Origin of the sequence: Ignisphaera cupida (genome assembly GCF_030186535.1) — an archaeon.
GTDB lineage: Archaea > Thermoproteota > Thermoprotei_A > Sulfolobales > Ignisphaeraceae > Ignisphaera > Ignisphaera cupida.
Window position 1 is genome coordinate 147,247 of record NZ_JASNVW010000003.1, and the last position, 18,482, is coordinate 165,728.

General features: G+C 38.3%; 18 protein-coding genes. 8 read left to right on the plus strand and 10 right to left on the minus strand.

The window, feature by feature from the left end; all coding sequences use genetic code 11:
- Positions 1-15: 15 nt before the first annotated feature.
- The 8 genes from QPL79_RS06030 to QPL79_RS06065 all read right to left on the minus strand — a co-directional run bounded on the left by QPL79_RS06030 (position 16) and on the right by QPL79_RS06065 (position 9,998).
- Positions 16-1,947: a VWA domain-containing protein gene (locus tag QPL79_RS06030; RefSeq protein ID WP_285273901.1), complete on the minus strand. Its 1,932-nt coding sequence runs from the start codon at positions 1,945-1,947 to the stop codon at positions 16-18.
- On the minus strand, positions 1,934-3,505 hold the full coding sequence (locus QPL79_RS06035; protein ID WP_285273902.1) for a cobaltochelatase subunit CobN: 1,572 nt from the start codon (positions 3,503-3,505) through the stop codon (positions 1,934-1,936). The genes QPL79_RS06030 and QPL79_RS06035 overlap by 14 nt, the downstream gene beginning before the upstream one ends.
- On the minus strand, positions 3,480-5,906 hold the full coding sequence (locus QPL79_RS06040; protein ID WP_285273903.1) for a cobaltochelatase subunit CobN: 2,427 nt from the start codon (positions 5,904-5,906) through the stop codon (positions 3,480-3,482). The genes QPL79_RS06035 and QPL79_RS06040 overlap by 26 nt, the downstream gene beginning before the upstream one ends.
- 2 nt (positions 5,907-5,908) lie before the next feature.
- Positions 5,909-6,694, minus strand: coding sequence for an ABC transporter ATP-binding protein (locus QPL79_RS06045; RefSeq protein ID WP_285273904.1), 786 nt, complete (start codon positions 6,692-6,694; stop codon positions 5,909-5,911).
- The gene (locus QPL79_RS06050) at positions 6,691-7,758 is read right to left on the minus strand and encodes a FecCD family ABC transporter permease (RefSeq protein WP_285273905.1); all 1,068 of its coding nucleotides are present in this window, start codon (positions 7,756-7,758) and stop codon (positions 6,691-6,693) included. The genes QPL79_RS06045 and QPL79_RS06050 overlap by 4 nt, the downstream gene beginning before the upstream one ends.
- A gap of 10 nt (positions 7,759-7,768) precedes the next feature.
- Positions 7,769-9,112: an ABC transporter substrate-binding protein gene (locus QPL79_RS06055; protein ID WP_285273906.1), complete on the minus strand. Its 1,344-nt coding sequence runs from the start codon at positions 9,110-9,112 to the stop codon at positions 7,769-7,771.
- 192 nt (positions 9,113-9,304) lie between these two features.
- The gene (locus tag QPL79_RS06060) at positions 9,305-9,631 is read right to left on the minus strand and encodes a nucleotidyltransferase domain-containing protein (RefSeq protein ID WP_285273907.1); all 327 of its coding nucleotides are present in this window, start codon (positions 9,629-9,631) and stop codon (positions 9,305-9,307) included.
- Positions 9,600-9,998: a HEPN domain-containing protein gene (locus tag QPL79_RS06065; protein WP_285273908.1), complete on the minus strand. Its 399-nt coding sequence runs from the start codon at positions 9,996-9,998 to the stop codon at positions 9,600-9,602. Before QPL79_RS06065 ends, QPL79_RS06060 begins: the two co-directional genes overlap by 32 nt.
- 267 nt (positions 9,999-10,265) lie before the next feature.
- Here QPL79_RS06065 and QPL79_RS06070 point away from each other — a divergent pair, with 267 nt between their 5' ends.
- The 8 genes from QPL79_RS06070 to QPL79_RS06105 all read left to right on the plus strand — a co-directional run bounded on the left by QPL79_RS06070 (position 10,266) and on the right by QPL79_RS06105 (position 14,916).
- The gene (locus tag QPL79_RS06070) at positions 10,266-11,216 is read left to right on the plus strand and encodes a DNA-3-methyladenine glycosylase family protein (protein ID WP_285273909.1); all 951 of its coding nucleotides are present in this window, start codon (positions 10,266-10,268) and stop codon (positions 11,214-11,216) included.
- 168 nt (positions 11,217-11,384) lie between these two features.
- Positions 11,385-11,777 carry a HEPN domain-containing protein gene (locus tag QPL79_RS06075; RefSeq protein WP_350309087.1) on the plus strand — a complete coding sequence of 131 codons (393 nt, stop codon included), beginning with the start codon at positions 11,385-11,387 and terminating at the stop codon, positions 11,775-11,777.
- Complete coding sequence (locus QPL79_RS06080) at positions 11,753-12,100, plus strand: nucleotidyltransferase domain-containing protein (protein WP_285273911.1); 348 nt, start codon at positions 11,753-11,755, stop codon at positions 12,098-12,100. The genes QPL79_RS06075 and QPL79_RS06080 overlap by 25 nt, the downstream gene beginning before the upstream one ends.
- Before the next feature lie 418 nt (positions 12,101-12,518).
- Positions 12,519-12,671: a hypothetical protein gene (locus QPL79_RS06085; protein ID WP_285273912.1), complete on the plus strand. Its 153-nt coding sequence runs from the start codon at positions 12,519-12,521 to the stop codon at positions 12,669-12,671.
- A 148-nt stretch (positions 12,672-12,819) separates the two neighbouring features.
- Positions 12,820-13,254, plus strand: a complete 435-nt coding sequence (locus QPL79_RS06090; RefSeq protein WP_285273913.1) for a hypothetical protein — start codon at positions 12,820-12,822, stop codon at positions 13,252-13,254.
- Entirely contained in the window at positions 13,244-13,573 is a 330-nt protein-coding gene (locus QPL79_RS06095; protein WP_285273914.1) for a hypothetical protein, read from the plus strand. The genes QPL79_RS06090 and QPL79_RS06095 overlap by 11 nt, the downstream gene beginning before the upstream one ends.
- Before the next feature lie 119 nt (positions 13,574-13,692).
- Complete coding sequence (locus QPL79_RS06100; RefSeq protein ID WP_285274026.1) at positions 13,693-13,938, plus strand: HepT-like ribonuclease domain-containing protein; 246 nt, start codon at positions 13,693-13,695, stop codon at positions 13,936-13,938.
- A gap of 117 nt (positions 13,939-14,055) precedes the next feature.
- Positions 14,056-14,916, plus strand: coding sequence for an amidohydrolase family protein (locus QPL79_RS06105; RefSeq protein ID WP_285273915.1), 861 nt, complete (start codon positions 14,056-14,058; stop codon positions 14,914-14,916).
- 36 nt (positions 14,917-14,952) lie between these two features.
- Here the strand turns inward: QPL79_RS06105 and glmS are convergent, their stop codons facing one another.
- Complete coding sequence (gene glmS, locus QPL79_RS06110) at positions 14,953-16,806, minus strand: glutamine--fructose-6-phosphate transaminase (isomerizing) (RefSeq protein WP_285273916.1); 1,854 nt, start codon at positions 16,804-16,806, stop codon at positions 14,953-14,955.
- An 81-nt stretch (positions 16,807-16,887) separates the two neighbouring features.
- A complete protein-coding gene (locus QPL79_RS06115; RefSeq protein WP_285273917.1) occupies positions 16,888-18,405 on the minus strand; it encodes a hypothetical protein in 1,518 nt (505 codons plus the stop codon).
- Positions 18,406-18,482 lie beyond the last annotated feature (77 nt).

Sequence of the window (18,482 nt, forward strand, 5' to 3'; positions counted from 1 at the left end):
CATCCTCTGAAAAACTTAGATATTTAGATAAGTGCCGTTGACTGCATCAACAAATATTTTGAGGTAGTCAGGTAGAATCCTCAAGTAATTGGATTGTGTGTTATACGCAATAACCTTTGCATTTAGTTTTCTATATTCCTCAGCTAAATCCAGAATCTCGTTTATGGGATTTCTCGATAAAAATATGTTTGCACCACCATCAGATAGTATATGAGCTACAAGCTTAGCATTGGAGAATCTCGTTTTAAATGCTTTGAGGTGTTTCAAAGCCTCTGCCAAAGCTGATGTGAATGGTGTTGAACCACCAACTGGAACCTCATCAAGTAGTTTATACACCAACTCAACATTTCTTGTAGGCCACGAAATTGTTGATGCGCTTAAGCCTCTGAATATAACCAGGGATACATAGGTTCTTGCAACATATGAGTCTTCAATAAGCTTCTTCAGAATGTGCTTTGCTAAGGAAATTCTCTTTCCTATTGTCATACTACTGCTAGTGTCTAGAATTATTGTGTTGAGAACTGGTATTCTCTCTTTTCTAACCCTAACCCTAATATTTTGCAGGTCTACAGCTATTGGTACAGAAGGTTTGTAGGCAACAGAAGCTCTTATCGTTGCAGGTATATCCACATCAACAATAACATGCTTGACAGGAGGTATAGCATCTATTGCAACACCCTTTAGAGTTGCAATACCAACTGATTTAAAGTTTCTAGAACCTCTACCAAAACCGGTGGTGGAATCTTCAATTCTAGGCAATGAAACATCTATAGGCAGGCTAGCGGATTTTTCATCAAAATTTCCAAGTCTTGCCTCAATTCTGTTGTTTGCACCACTACCCATAGCACCTGGGTTTCCACCACTTTTTGCATTGCCGCCTCCACTCCTAGCCTCGCTTTCACCACGCTCTGGTTTCTCACCAGCTAACTCCCTAAATACTTCATCAAGTTTCTTTTGCTGTTCTTCAAAAGGCTTTGATTTTAGTCTATGCCTAAGAGCAAGCTCCATAGCCTTAACAACATCATTAATATTAACCTTTAGTCTATTGTCTAATGCTGCTATGGCTTTAGCTGTTCTAGTAACAACTATCTCAGCTCTATGAGTCTTGATACCAAGTTTTATAATTGTTGTTGCCACCAATTTGAGAAGATCTCTATCCATAGCAACATCTTTTACTATCTCCTTCGCCCTTGCTATCCTCTCTTCAAGCTGCTTTTCATAAGATTCCCACTTTCGATAAAACGATATAGGATCTTTTGCAAACTCCTCAACTCTTTCAACAATCTCAATTCTCTCATTAGGATCTGCAGAAGCTTCTACTGGCACATAAAGACCAAATCTGTCAAGAAGTTGTGGACGCAGCATACCCTCCTCAGGATTCATAGACCCTACAAGAACAAATCTTGCTGGGTGTTTAAATGATATCCCCTCTCTCTCAACAATATTCCAACCACTAGCAGCTGCATCTAGAATTAGATCCGCTATATAGTCTTCGAGAAGATTAACCTCATCAATATACAGAACATTTCTATTTGCCTCAGCCAAAAGCCCTGGCTTGAAAACAACAACTCCACTTTTTATTGTTTGCTCAACATCTATAGAGCCCACAACTCTATCAGGAGTGGCGTTGAGCGGCAAGTCCACAACACGTATTTTTCTAAGCTCATAATCTATTCTCTCTCCTCTGGACCACAACATTGCATGGTAATCACACATCTCCAGAGGATTAAATGGGTTGCAATTGAATTGACAACCCTTTGCAACTGGCTGCTTGGGCAATACCTGTGCAAATGCTCTTACAAGTGTTGATTTCCCCGTTCCCTTATCTCCTGCTAGTACAACACCTCCTATCAGCGGATTAACAGCATTTACCAGTAGAGCAAGCTTTGCATTATCCATGCCAACTATGGCTGTAAATGGAAAATATACTCTATTACTTTGATCCACTCCCCCCACCTTTATCACTCTTAGCTAAAGCCATAGCCTTTTCAACATCCTTTACATTCTCAGACCAAGACTTAACATCTTCTGATGTGTAAATCCATATCTCACCCATTTGAGCTTCTCCAGATACTTCACCTTCGAGAAGAGCTTGAATCTCCATATACACATTCTCAACTTGTTTAATGAGCTCTTCAGGTGCTTTCCACAACCCCCTTCTATACATTTCTAGAAACCTTCTAGCCACTTCCTCTAAAGCAAACTTGTTGTTCTCCACGAACCAGTTCTTCAATTCAATAACATATTTCTTAGCCAATTGATTCCAAACCTCATCAGGTACAAACCTTGTTGTTGCATGCCATCCATACAAGTTTTGAAGCTTCTTCATAAACTCGTAGGCTCCTCTATAACCATGTCTCTTCATCTCCTCAATCCATGCAGGGTTCAAAAGCTTTGAATATGATATTCTAAGCAACTCCTCTTTAACACTTCTAATCTCTGCTTTGTAAACATTTCTTGTATCAATCCATAAATTCAAAGGCTCCTTGCCACTAACACTTTTCACAGCTGTGTGAAATCCTCCTTGGTAGGCAAAATAGCAACAGCAATTGGTTAAATCATGTTCATCGCTTATATGATGCCTCGAAACAGCTTCAACATGTCTTAGCTGAAGAACCATTGCATCTGGTGCTCTTTTACCATAAAACCTCTTTGTGTATGCATAGGAACTCCAGTGTATCCATGTCTTCGCCAAGTCCTCATCATTTTTCCAAGCAGATGCAAAAACAGCTAGATTTACACCAGCCCCGTATGCCCCTGGGGGCTCTGCCCACACTCTGGCTTTGGCTAGCTCCCTAGCTTCTTCAAATCCCATGCCAAGTTTGGCAAGCTTCTCTATGTTGTCTAGGTAATGCTTCTTGACATAGTTCATATCCACAGGCTCATCAGCTATAACAGCTTTTTCAACAGCTTCATCTATGAGATGTATGTAATTTGGTAGAGTATCTCTCACAATACCACTAATTCTAACAACAACATCTATTCTAGGTCTTCCAAGTTCTTCAAGAGGTATAAGCTCAACACCAACAACTCTACCCGAAGAATCCCAAACAGGTTTTGCACCTATGAGGTACAGTATCTCAGCCAGTTGCTCACCATCAGCTTTGTATGCATCAATACTCCACAGAATTTGCCCAATGCTCTCAGGGTATTTGCCATGCTCCTTCAAAATCTTTTCAAGCATCATCTTAGTGGTTTTAACACCTATTTCCCAAGCAGCTTTAGTTGGTATAGATGTTGGGTCAACAGCATAGAAGTTTCTTCCAGTAGGCAAAACATCTATCTTCCCCCTGGTTAAAGCACCACTAGCACCAGGCTCTACATAGCCACCCTCAAACCCTATTTCGAAAAGTGCTTCAGCTTCTTTAACGCTCGACAACTTGTAGAGTTCTGCAATTTTCAAAGCTGTTCTAAAGCTTTCCAGCACCTCCTCCGAAACCTTTCTGGCTAAGGCTACTGCTTTAGGTTTTTCAACATATTTAGGATTTGTGGATGTAGGATCCAACCAACACCACCTCACGAACAACCTCATTTAGAACATTCTCAAGAAAGTCTGGAGTGAGAGAAGAGCTTGTTACACCCATTTCAAGTAGCTTCTTAACAACTCTTTGAGCAATATCCATAAGAATCTCCTTGGCCTTTCTATTGCTTACACCAAGAACACTGCAATAGCCTGAGGGATTAGACAATATCTCATCATAGTCAAGTCCTAGATACATAGCAACAGCCCTTACTATGGATTTCCACGATGGTGTGTCAAACTCCATGACAGTTACAACTGACTTAGCTATTTTCTCAACATCTTGATTCATATAGCCAAAAATGTGAAGACCATTCTCAACCTGACTCGATCTAACCATATCTAAAAATCTGTGAACACTGCTCACAATCTCTTCCTCACTCAAATTTAGATTTATTGGTAGCCCAAGCTCCTTAACCTTTGACACAATCTGACTGTACACCACCTTAGCCCTGTGCTCCTCACCAAGTCTACGAACATTTTCAAACTCCTCAACAAGCTTATCAAGTTCCTCAAGACCATTTCTAGCATCCATCATAGGTGGATACACATGATCAACTATAGCTGCATAGCCTCTTCTCTTAGCAATCACGCCCTCCATGGGATTTGACACAATGTATATGTATAGAAATGGAACATCATCTAATGTTGTCTCAGGCCAGCAATAAGATGATAGCCCAACACCTTTACCAGGTCTAAACTCCAAAGTTCCATGTGTACCAACATGAAGTATTAAATGAGCTTTGAAAACTCTTGTTATCCATCTGTAAACAGCTAGCCATTGGTGTGGTGGTGGTACTGTCGGATTGTGAAGTATTTTACATATTCTTCCATCACATCCAGCTCCAGCACATCCAAACTTTGGCTGTGGTATAACAACAACATTTCCAAATCTAAGACCTGGAACAACGAACTTTCCATTGTATATGCCACCAGCAAATATCTTCTCAATTTTTCCACTTGCTAAATTCCTTGGATCACCCCACTCACTAACCATAACCTTTCTAACCTCTTCAGGCAGCTCATTAAACCACTGCATATAGAGATCAATTGGCACCATATCCACATACCCACCTCTTTTAACTATATCATCAACACTAGTCCATCTAAACTCGCTTGTAGCTCTCTTCTCTAGAAACATTTTCATCAGCTCCTTACCATCTCTTGGCAAAGCAGACAAGTCTCCAACATTATAACCAAGTTCTGCAAGCCTATGCAGAATCCTTGCAACAGTTTCAGGAACATCTAGACCCATGCCAACACCTATAGATGCTTCAACACCTCTGCATGGCGGGTTGTTCAAAACTATGGCTATTCTTCTTTCCCAAGGCTTTGCATTTCTAAGCTCAATCCATTTCCTAACTCTCCTAGCTACATAACTAGCATGCATCATGAATGGCTCATAGGTTTTTGCCCCATTTTCATCTATTTTAGCACCAGCTATGAATATTGGTTCTATAGCCCCATCAACCTCAGGCATTATCACATGATATACCTGAGTAAGTGGTGAAACACCAGCTGGATTTGCAAGCCATTCTCCAACACTTTGGTAATGGTCTATAACAAGCTTTATAACAGGTATGTTCAATGCTTTAAGTAGCTCAACACCATCAACAGTTTTGAATCTGTCCTTGTAGAAGCTTCTATGCCATTTGCCATGATCCAATATGAAAAACGATGTTAGAACCAGTACTGCATCAACAATAGGTTTTCCATTAACAATCAAAAACTCTTTTATAGAATCCTCAATGGTTGGCGTGTTTAGGAAAGAGTCTTTGAAGCCATGGGTAAAAACTGGTAGTGTTCCAAGACCTTCAGCCTCCAATGCCTTAACCAAAGCCTCTACAGGTTTTGTGTTGCTTGTTAACCAGTAGCTGCGATAGAAAATAATTGCTACAAGAGGCTTGTTTGAATGTGGATAGATTTTTAAATACTCTTGCGTAGAGTTGAACAAGCCAAGTTCTGGATGCCAAATCCCATGCCATGGAATTTCCTGTGGTGGAGAAGGCTTGGCATCAACTCCTAAATAGTTAAGCACAAGCTCTATAAGAGATTTGAGATTCTCCTTTCCACCAATCTTAAAATATTTCCATGCATCAAATAGTATTGCCACACCTCGTGAAAACTCCTGAAAGTTTTCACTAAAACTTAGAACAACTTTTGCAACACTATTTCTAATAGCTTCAACCAATTCCTGAGGCAATGTATGTGTGTAGAGTAGAATTGCGTCAGAGCTTTTGATAAACTCAACAACATCTTTTGTTGGTTTTGAAGCATCTGTGACAATGAGATACTGAACCCTGTATTTAACAGAGATAGACTCTAGAACCTCCTTAAATGGCTTTGCATATGACCCTCCATAGCCTAGTATTAAAGAGATTCTCATTTCTACTCACCCAAAGCCAAACCCTTAATCACTATGTATGGTTCTGGATTTTTCGCAATCTCCACCTCCACCCCAAATACACTTCTTATTGCTTGAGGTGTTAAAACCTCATCAGGTTTCCCAACACAGTATATAAGACCTTTCCTCATCAGAATAACTTTGTCTGAATACCTCATGGCCAAGTTGAGATCATGTAAAGACATTATTGTGATCAAGTTTCTTTCCTTCGTCAGCTTCTTAACAAGCTCAAGAAACTCTATTTGATACCTCAAATCAAGATGTGTTACAGGCTCATCTAAAAGCAGAACCCTGGGCTCCTGAGCCAACACCCTTGCGCACATAACCCTCTGCCTCTCACCACCACTCAACTCATCCACATTCCTATAAGCAAACTGATCCACCTCCAGAAGCTTCATTGCATTCCAAATTACCTCCAAATCTCTTTTCCCAAGAGACCATGTCACATATGGTCTTCTCCCAAGAGCAACAACATCAAAAACTTTCATAGATGCTGAAAAAACTTGTTGCTGTGGTAAATAGCCAACAATTTTGGCGTATTCCCTGTCATCTATTTCATAAATACTTTTAGAATCGAGATATATTGTGCCACATCTTGGTTTCAACACCTTGGCTATGGTTCTCAACAATGTTGTTTTACCTGATCCATTGGGTCCCAAAATTGATGTTACCTCTCCTGGTTTAACCTCAAACTCTATATTGCTTAAAGCCTTGTAGCTTTTATAGTAAACATCAACTCCCACAACCTTGAGCTTAACATAGCTATTCAAAAGCTCATCACCACACGTCTTCTATGTGCAAGGTATAGAGAAACGAAGAAGAGTGCTCCAAGAAGACTTGTTACAGCTCCTACAGGAAGCTCAACAGGTTTCATAGCAATTCTAGCCACAGTATCTGATAGTGTTAGAAGTGCAGATCCCATGGCCATTGACAATGGCAAGAGATATCTGTTATCCGATCCTATAAAAAGTCTTGCCATGTGAGGTGCCATGAGACATACAAAGGCTATGGGCCCTGTAATGCTTACAACTATTGCTGTTGCTATTGATGATAATAATGAGGCTAGAAGCCTTACCCTTTTCGGGTTAACACCAAGGTTTTTAGCAACATCATCTCCTAGGGAAAGAGCATTGAGATCCCAAGCAAGGTAAACAATAGATGAGACTGTGACTACAAATACAAGTACTAGTATTGGGATTTTGCTCCAATCAACCCTCATCAAATCCCCTATGACCCAGTGCACATATTCTCTAAGCTGTGTTTCACCAGCAAAGTACTGTAGAAATGTTATGCCAGCTGAGTATATGTATGTGGTTGCAATACCCATCAACACTATCGATTCAGGTGAAAGACCTTTGAGATAGGCAAGAGTCAAGACAATAGCTGTTTGAATAAAGCTAAACAAAAGTGCAGCTGCAGCTATAACTGCAAATCCTTGAGTTGTTGAGAAAATTGTTTGTGATAGCCCAAGAACCTTAACCCCAGCTATGATAGTTATTGCAGCACCAAAGCTAGCTGCAGTAGAGATTCCTAGAGTAAATGGTGATGCTAGAGGGTTTCTGGTAACTCCCTGAATAACAGCACCAGAAAAAGCAAATGTGGCTCCTGTAAGCATAGCTGCTAGTGTTCTGGGAACTCTATATTGCCACATAATTGTATATGCTATTGATGTTTCTCCCTGGCTATTCCATGGGCTAAGCAAACACCTAAAAACTTCCTTTAATGGCATGTTATATGCTCCAAGAGCTATGGAGATCATGGCTATAGGTAACAAAGCTATGTACATTAAAAAAGTTAGGAAAAGTTTTTTATATGGAAAGTTGATTAAATTCATTTCTCTAACCCTATGGAATTTCGGGATAAACCCAAGGCATTCCACAAACTTTTTCAGGATTGTTTAACCCCATGTCAGCTAGCCATTCATAGATCCACTTCTGAACATCAATATCTCTAAATGTTTGTGGATAGAGAAGCTTTGCTGTAATAGCCACTTGAATGACATAGCCAGGGCCATCCAAATAAGCTGTTGAATATATGTAAACCCTCTTATTTGCAACAGCTGATATTTTGTCCCATCCAGGTCTTGAAACAATAGTATTATAAATGTTTTCAAGAGTCTTTGTTGTATTTGCTCTGCAGGGATCGAATGTTGTTGAGGAAACAACCTTTATAATTACATCGGGATTTCTCTCAATAACAGCCTCGGGACTCACCTTCGGATAGGGTTGCTGGACATCGCCAAACACATTGATTCCACCAGCAAAAGTAAGTACTTGGTACCATCCACTACCAGGTCCAGCTGTTGCAAGCTCTGTATATGTTTCGAAGAAAACCCTTACTCTATCGCTAGGCCTTATTTCCGCAGCTTTTGCTGCAATAGATGTTAGTCTAGATGACCACTTAGATATTATTTCAAGAGCTTTATCAACTCTGTTAAATATTAGCCCAAGCTTGTATATCTCATCAAACATTGTACTAGGCTTGTATAAATCGAAGTAAACAACCTTCACATTTTGTGGAAGCTTTGATGCCACAGCATCGTATGTGCTTCTATAGAAGCTTGCATAGAATATCACCAAATCTGAGTTAGCCAACATTATAGCCTCAGCACTTGGAGAACTCCACTTACCAATCTCTACAATGTTTTTATTTGGAAGCAGGGACATGAGCAAAGGATTTTTAGTTACAGTATCAGTGGCACCAACAATTTTATCGCCAACGCCAAGAGCTAGTAAAACCATGGCATGAGTTGAAGACACTACCACAACTCTTTTAGGCACATCCTCAAATGTTACAGTTCTTCCAGCACTATCAACAATTGTTATTGGGTATTTAACCTCAAATTTACCAACAGTTGCTGTTACACCTATAGTCGTTGTTACTGTTATTGGCGTTATTATTGTTGTTGCTAATGTTTCTACCAATGTAACGGTTTTTTGTGGTACAGCATATGTTGACATTGTGGGCTGATAAAAGGTCATTGTTATAGGCTGAGCAACGGTTGTTGTTACAACCCTGGTTTCAGTTACAGTACCATATGTAGTCATGGTTATGGTGTTGACCACTGTTTCCGTAGCTGTTTTCAGAGGTGTTGCATATGTGAAGTAAGCATATGTTGCAGCAGATGATAAAATAACAGCTACAGCCAAAGCTGCTAAAAACTTGAGTATATGTACACTAAACACCATATTAAGTGCACCAATATTTATTCCAAGGCTAGAATTTAAAAGCTTTTGCACTAATGATTTGTATTTACGAAAATAACCTATGTTCAATGCAGAAAAGCTGTAAAAACACTATTCTATTTTTTCATTCAATCTAATAGTTTCAATTAAAAAGCATTTGACTTGTTATAGCAGAACTGTTTTAAATTCCATAAGCTAATCTGGTTTGATTTCTATCCAATACTTTGAAATCTCTTTGTAGAAAGCTGTTTCCATTTTCTTTTTTAGTTCATCTGGTGTTAGAGGGATTATATCGAAGCTTATTTCTCTTGGTAGCTTCAGTCTAACTAGCTCAACTCTTTTTGGAAAATCCATGCCCTTGAAAATATCTGAAACAACAACTATGTCAACATCGCTATCAATCATGTGATCACCTCTGGCATAGCTTCCAAAAAGATATATTGTTGCGTTAAGCTCTTTTGCAACCTTCTTAAGAGCCTCAATAACTTGATTACGGATCTCTAATAGCTTTTGAGACCTCATTAACAATCACCTCAGCTATTTGCAAAGCCTCCTTGGCTTGACCCTCATCAATTTCCTCATGAGGTCTCTCAATTCCTGCGTTTGGATATCTAGCTAGTGTGTAATATGCTGAAAGTTTTGCTAGCAAACCCTCATCAATTTTTTGATTAATAAACTGCTTCAATCTTCTATACAACTTAACGATATCATGACCCCTCACATACTCTCCAAGTACATGTATTGCTAGAGCCTTCAAAGCTTTTTCAGCTGCTTGTTGGGAGGCGAAGCAAGACCAGTTGTAATCTCCTACACCAATACTGTTTCTAGCATGTCTCAAATCAGCTTTTGCTTCCTCAAGCCAGTTAACAACCTCATCTCTTATAGGCATATCCAAACAACCTCAGCAAATCTAACCTCCTCCCAAACGTGAAGAGCAAGGATTTCTTTAGAGCTATTCATCGAATCCCAGCATCTATTTATTTTTACAATAGCTTTAAATGCTTTGCATCCACTATAAGATTTGTTGAAAGCATGTTATAAATGTTTATTCAAAGCTTTTGCAAGATCCGTTGGTTAATTGCATTAGATTCTAGTAAATGTTGTTTTTGCTTATAAACCATTTTGTGCAGCTTTTATGCTGCTTGGTGAAAGCGTTTTGAGGTTGAATCTATGTGCTGAGGGTTTTATCAGAAGTGGAGATGTTGATTTGAGACTAATTCTCTCCACATATAACCTCTGCTTTTGGCTTATAGAAAACGGTGCCTATGTCTATCTACCTGTGGATTATTTTGCTGTTGCTTTTGTGAAAATCAGTGGTGAATACAATATCTATTCGCAGAACTGTGATGATGTTGATAGGCTTGTTTCAATTCTTGAGAATGTTCTTGGGCTTCGAGAAAACACCTTGGATTTCTATGTCATAGCTCATGAAGATTCTTTGCTAGGCCCATTTGCAAAAAGCTACTATGGTTGGAGACTAAGATCAACAAGCTTGTGGTGGGCGCTTGTAACAGGTGTTTGTCAGCAGAATGCAAGTTTTAAGCAGGGTTGGAGAATGCTTCACAACATTGTTAAGGTGTATGGGAAGAGAGTTGGTGTTGGTGATAAGGAGATTCTTAGACCACCAACACCAAGAGAAGTTCTTGAGAATAGTGAAAAGCTTTTAGAGGCTGGAGTTGGCTATAGAGCCAAGACAATTACAAATATTGCTCGCTTTATTTTGGAAAACAAAGTTTCTGAAGATGACTTGGCCAGTGCAAGCCCAGAAGAAGCTGAGTCAATTCTTATGGAGATAAATGGTGTTGGATTATACACAGCAAGACTTGCACTAGCATTTTCACTAAGACGCTACGAGCTTCCACCAATAGACAAGTGGCTTAGAAAAATTGCAAGCATGGCTTACTCAATTGATGAGAAAAGCGTTGAAAAATATTGGATTAGCAAATGGGGCAAATGGTCAGCACTAGCAGCAATAGCAGTTACCATAGCACTAGATGCAGAGCCCTTAACAAAGGCATTGACCAGAGTGAAAAACAAACAGCTTCTACCAATGAAAAACCTTACACCAACACCAATAAACATGATCGGTTTTTGCAATTCTACGTAAGACCCACATACTAGTTAAAATTATTCACAAATGAAATCGAATTACGTATTTCGCTTTTGTAAACAATAAATATATTGAAAACTGACAAAATTTTAATGCTAACTTCTCTAGCTTTGAGATGCACATATATTATCTTTCTGTTTAGTGAAAAATTGTGACTAGGTGCAAGTGTTGCGTAGAGAAGCTTTTATGTGGTTAAAGCAAGCAGAAAGTGATTTGAAAAAAGCTTTAAATGATTTAGTGACTGGTGATTGGGACTCGGCTGCTTTTTGGTCTCAGCAAGCAGCTGAAAAGGCTTTGAAAGCATTGTTGTTGGAGCATGGCCTGGTCTATAGAGGTCATGAATTGCTTGAAATAGCTAATCTTATTGAGAAGGAGTTGAATATTAATGTGGATGAGGTGAGGAATTTACTTAGAGATCTAACAATACATTATGTCATATCTAGATATCCAAATGCTGCAAATGGTATACCAGCAGAGCTGTATACCAAGGATATTGCTGAATCTCTTGTGGAGAAGGCTAGAAGGGTGGTGGAATGGGTAAAGCAATATCTGCATTAAAGTCTCAGGAAATGGCATTGGAGAAGGCTAGAAAGGTTGTGGAGAAGGCTAAGATAATTTGCTTGAATCGTGGATGGAGATTGATAGCATCATACCTAGTTGGGAGCAGGGCCCGAGGAGACTACACTGTTGAAAGTGATGTGGACATAGTGCTTGTAGTCGATGGGTTAGAGAAGATGAATAGACTAGAGAGGCTTGAAGCATTTAAATATGCTCTAGAACCTGGAGTAGATCTATTCATATACACACCTAGCGAGTGGTTTGGTGAGGAATCAGTATGGATCAAAGAATTAAAAAAAGAAGCAGTAGAAATAAAACAATAAATAATTTAGCAGCAAAAACAAAACACACTCAAGAGAAAATCTTCTAGAACAATCTCTTTGTAGGATACAGCCTCTATGCTATTAACTAATATTTTGAAAATAATTCATCAAAATCATTTCTGATTTGCAATAGCAAAGTAAAACATTGCAATGCTCTTATAAAAAGTATGGATAATACCATTGTTAATAAATTCAAGAAGACTGAGGAAAAATCTGAGAAAGAAGCACTTAGTTCATTAAGCATCTAAAATTCTTTGCATTAAAGATCTCTTATTTAACATAATTATTGATACTTTGATTAATTCTAAAATGAGAATATTAACTAACATAATCACATAGTTATATGGTAATATAATGCAAGTGTATTTGTTTTAAAGGAATTCAAAGAATCATTAGCTAAGGAAAAAGGTGATAAGAATTGAAGCAATTTTCGCTAGATCTTTATAAAGAAGCTAAGTGTAATAGGGCTAAAGAATCCTTTAATGAATTCAGAAAATTGTTGTCTGAAGAGAAGCTGGAAAACATAGTTAAATCGAGTGAGAAATTCAGAAAAGGGTTTAAGATCCGATGAAGCTAATTGGTACAGGTGTATTGATTATTGATGATTTATTTCATTATGATGTTTTAGATGTTGGAGCCATAGCTTTATTTTAACTTTATTGTGTTGTATACTTTATAGTTGCTGTCTCAAGATTTTTGTAGTAGGTGTGTAGCTGATTATGGTTTCGGGGTCTGAGGGTCGGAAGTGGCTGGTTGTGGTTGATACTCTTAGGAGTGTTGATTGGATAGGGTTAGGTGTTGAGTTGTTGATTCTTCATGGGTCTGTTTTGAGAAGTGAGACTCCTAGGGATATAGATCTTGTGGCTATAGTGAGTGATAATGTTGATGAGGATGATGTTGCTTTGAGAATTATGGAGTTTGTTGAAAGCAGATTTGGTTTGGAGGCTGATGTTTATATTGTTAAGGATCCTGGTGATGCTAATTGCTTTTTGCTTTGGGAAGCTCTTCGCAATGGTGTAATAGTTTATCAGAAGTCTGTTGGTAGAGAGAAGCTTGTGAAGGCCATAAACATATGTTACGACTTTATGTTGTCGCGTGAGAAGCTTGGCTATACCGAGACATTGGTTAAACGGGTTATGAGGGATGCTACATAAGAGACTTTTAGAGATAATAGCAGTGCACACAGATCTCTTAGAGAAGATAAGGGAGAGGAAAGTTGATTGGGATAATATCCTAGAGCTCTACTCGGTTCTGCACACGCTTCAGATACATGCTCAAGCAATTATAGATTATCTTCTACATACATGTGCAATCATAGGGGTTCTGGTTTCATTGCGGTTTGTGCTTGTTGATATCTCCGCTTGCCTCATCACCCCCTATCCAGCCTCCTCACCCGCTCTTCGGGAGCCTGTCTCCCTCGAGCGAGTGGGGGGCTTCATAGAGGCCCTTCCTCCCCCTCGCAACTGCTCATAGAGTTCACAGTGGACTTCTCAAAATATTTACTATGGATAGAAAAGTTTATAAGAATTTCTGTATAGGATTTATATAAACAGCTATGAATAGACGTAAAACCCAAAACAGCAGCGAGAGGCATATCCTCTGAAACATCAATTAAATGTGTAGAAGAATTGAAAGGAAGAGGGGTAATCAGATCTGAGGATGCTGAATTCATAAAAAGAGTTGTGAGATTCAGAAACAACATACTAGTGCATGGATATGCCTCCATCGACATAGAACGTGTGAAAAGAGTTATAGAAACGAGGGGATATGCCAAGGCATTTCAAATCATAGAAGAGCTACATAAAAGGTTAGAGGAAAGTAAATTAGTAGATCCTTAGCAATGATTAAAAGTTTAAGATTTCATAGAGCTTGTGTTAATGGAAACACCCTCCACCTGTTTTATCAATAAACTTTATATACATCTGACTTAGTTAATTTGATGTGGTGAAATTGTTTTGAGCAAAGGTATTTGTGATGTTCATATTCATTCATGGGGAAAGGAAACTGCTGAGGATGTGGAGAAGGCATTTGATAAGGCAAATGTGGAAAAAGGTGCTATATTTTCTTATCACCCACATCTTCTAAGGGATGTGTGGACTCCTATTAGTGTTGAAGAATTTAGAAATTCCATAGTGCACATATCTGGTATTCAGAAGATGTTGAGTGGTAGAGTTTATGGATTTGCTTTTGTTGATCCACGCATGGTTAAAGATGTTAACGAGTTGGTTAAGTTGGTTGAGTGGGCTATTGCTGATAGGGAGTTGAGAGGTGTTAAGATGATTCCAGCTGGTTGGTATCCCTATGAGGAATGGCTTTACCCCTTGTATGAAAAAATTGAGGAACTTAACGTTCCAATACTTTTCCACTGTGGAATCTCCTGGGGATTTCCAGATTCCTCAAGATTTTGCAGACCAACACACTACGAAGCTCTTATGAAATTCAAAAAATTGAGATTTGCATTAGCACATATATGCTGGCCATGGGTTGACGAAGCTCTTGCAGTTGGTGGCAGGTTTCTATATCCAACAAAATATGGCTGGATATCATCTCCGTATGGAAGATCCCAGCTAATCATCGATATCTCGTCAGGTGCTCCAATGCAGTGGAAAATAGATGCACTGTTTAAAGCTATAACATATTTAGGTGCCGATATGCTTATATTTGGCTCTGATTGTGGTGTTGATGCAAATTGTATAAATGCAGCTGTTAATAGAGATTTAATGATTTTAAAAACAATTCTTGCTAGAAGCGATGAAGAAATAGAGAAGATATTTAGAAAAAATTTTGAGTGGTTTATTTCAGGCAAGCTGAGCTAGTTCATCTCTGAATTGCAAAAAGCAATGAACTGAAATCTATATAACTGTAACTGTTTTTGCTAGGTTTCTTGGCTTATCCGGGTCTAAGCCCTTTAGAGTTGCTGTGTAGTATGCTATTAGCTGTAGTGGTATGGCATATGTTATTAGTCTTGTTTCCAATGGTGCTCTAGGCATTTCAATTACAACGTTGCTATACTTTTCTATGCTTCCACGAACCATGTTTTCAGGAGCTATTGTAGCTATCCATGCTTCTCTAGCCTTCATCTCCTCTATGTTTCCCTCAATAAGCTCATCTAGAAATCCTATGTAGATAAATATCACTGGATAGTCCTTGTCAACAAGTGCTATTGGACCGTGCTTAGATTCTCCAGCTGGATAAGCCTCTGCATGTATATATGCAATCTCCTTGAGCTTTAGAGCGCCCTCCATAGCTATTGGAACACCAAAAACCCTGCCAAGATAGTATGCAGAGTGTTTTTGGAAAAGCTTGTTGGCAACTGCCATAGCTTTTCCCTGTGAAACACTAAGAGCTTTTTCAGCAATCTCATAACTCATTTTAATTCCATGAATCATAGCCTTTGAATCAACATTTATTGCAGAGCTTTTCTCAGCTAACTTAGCAATGATGTAGAGAAGTGTGAGAACTTGTGATGTGAATGTTTTTGTTGCTGCAACAGCTATTTCAGGACCTGCCCTCATAGATACTACATAGTCTGACTCTCTTGCAATTGTTGAAAAAGGATTGTTTACAATAGCAACTGTTTTAGCTCCTCTCTCCCTAGCTTCTCTCAAGGCAAGCAAAGTATCTATTGTTTCCCCAGATTGGCTAACACCAATAACAACATCACCCCATTTAACAACTCTTGAAACAACTCTAAACTCTGATGATATCAAAGCCTCTGCATCTACACCAAGAAATCTTCTAAATGCTATAGCCCCTAAAAGAGATGCGTGATAAGATGTTCCAGCAGCTACTACATATATTCTCCTAGCATTTTCAAGAATCTTCAGAACCTCTGAAAGATCTTGTGTTTGAAGAGATGAAAATGTTTGTGCAAGTGCATATGGCTGCTCCATAATTTCTTTCAGCATGTAATGTGGATATCCACCCTTTTCAACATCTTGCATAAAGGAATCAACAATCTTTAACCTGTTGTAGACATCAACCACAACCCCACTCAATGTTTCTATATGCACAGTGTTTGGAGATATGAAGCCAAGCTCACCATCATTTAGCACTATAACCCTATTTGCAAACCTAATGAATGCTGCTATATCACTTGAGACAAAGTCTGCCTCTTCCCCAACACCAATAATAAGTGGGGAAACATTTCGAGCAAAAAATATTTTGTTTGGTTCATCAGCATCTATAGCAACAATTGCGTAAGAACCTCTAAGCATTGAAACAGCTTTTTTAAATGCATTAAAAGTTTTCATCCCACTTTTCTTGAAATGCTCAATTAGATGTGCAATAACCTCGCTATCAGTTTCACTAGAAAATGTGTGTCCATTGGCCAAGAGAAAGTTTTTTAAATCGATATAGTTCTCTATGATCCCATTATGAGCAATGGCAATTCTTTTGCTGCAATCCATGTGTGGATGAGCATTGTTTTTAGATGGTTTTCCATGTGTTGCCCATCTCGTATGGCCAATACCAACACTTGCTTCTATTGACAGCAATTCAGATGAGTTGAACAATTTATCAACAACACCAACATCTTTAATAACAACAATACTGTTTTGAGAAATAACTGCAATACCAGCTGAGTCATACCCTCTATACTCAAGCTTCTTCAAACCCTGTCTAAGAATTTCAACACAATTGATAGAGATGGAGGAGCCAGAAGCTTTTTTCACAACTCCTATAATGCCACACAAAGCTTTCCCCACTCTAACCCCAAGTATCTATAGCTAAACGCTTTTCAGTATCAAATGTGTTGAGAAGCCTTCTTATATTTATTTTGTTATTGTTTAGCATCTTGCTTTCCTCAGCACAATTACCAAACCTGTTGCAACAAGACTTGTTATTACAATTAATAATAAGATGTTTTCTCTAACGCTATTCACATTCTCATGAAACATTGTTATTATTGTCGCTGTTTGTGTAACTGTCTTTTGTGTTGCAACTGTAACTGTGGTTGTTAGTAAAGGCGTTTTTGTTAAAGTTTTTTCAATTGTGCGATAAACTGTTGTTTCCACATTTCTTGTCACAGTACTTGTAATTGTTACGAATGCAGATGCAGACACTGTTTGTGTAATTGTTGTGGTTTCAGTAAAGTTTTGTGGTAGTGTCACTATATTTATTTTTTCTATTGTTTGAGTTTGAACAATTGTCTGCTCAACTGTTTTTGTTATTGTTGTTGGCAATACCACTGTTGATGTTACTGTAGCAGTTTTTTCAACAGTTCTCGTTACTATGAATATTCTCATCTCAGTTACTGTTCTATATCTTAATTGTATTGCAAGTTTTATTGAGTAGATACCCCATCCACTATTACCAGCTGGGCAAATACCTGTTGCAAAATAGAGGTTGTTCTCATCGAAAGCCACATTGCCTAGTAGAAGATATTGACTGCAATACGTCGACTCATTCACTGTGTATGTGTATACCTCATTCAAATTAGAATCCAAAGCTGTTACAACAACTTTTTGACCTGTTTGAATTACGTAGAGAACTCCCCATGCCCAAACAACTCTATCTCCATAGTATTTGCTTGAAGTAGCAACAAGATTATTGTTTTTATCAAGCTTTACAAAACCTGTAAATCTGTCTCCCATCAGACCATAGGTCAAAACATATTTATTTCCATTTCCATCAAAATCAATTGATATTGCATATCCAGTTATGCTCTTGCTCAAAACTCTTACAGGCTCTTTATAGGTGAGATCCCTGTCAACATAAGCAATTAGAGCATACATCTCGCTTTCAACACCAACAATCCATATCGCATCGCTTATCCTATCATACTTTATCTGGTAAATATAGTCACCAACTGGAGAAGGATTATAGAAAACTAATTTAACTAGCTCTAGCCTTTGATTGAATTTCGCTATGAACATTCCTCTATCAACACCCTTCACATAGAAACCACCAACATATATGTAAAGCCCATCTGTTGTAATTGATGATGCAAAACCTGTGATATTTGTTTTAAAATATTTCAACATGTTTAAATCCGGATCTAAAGAAATAATTACCACAGTTCCAAAATCAACAGCACTTGGAAATATGAGAACACCTTCAACACCAACAACATATATTGTACTATTTAAAACAAGACAATCAAACAAAACATCTTCTCTAACAGTTGGGTTATACTGCCAAACCTTAACCAACTCACCATTATCTCTAAGCCTTTTCTCAATTCTATAACCAGAATTTATTTTTGTTGCATCATAGCCAACAACATATATGTAGTTTCCAAGCAGGCAAACAGAAAATGGTTTTTCATCTAGTGGAGATGGATTGCTATAAACAAACCAATTCAAATATAAAGAGCCTTGGGAAAAGACGTTGCTAGTTGCAAAAATGATTAGAATTAGGATAGATACAGCAATAAGCAACA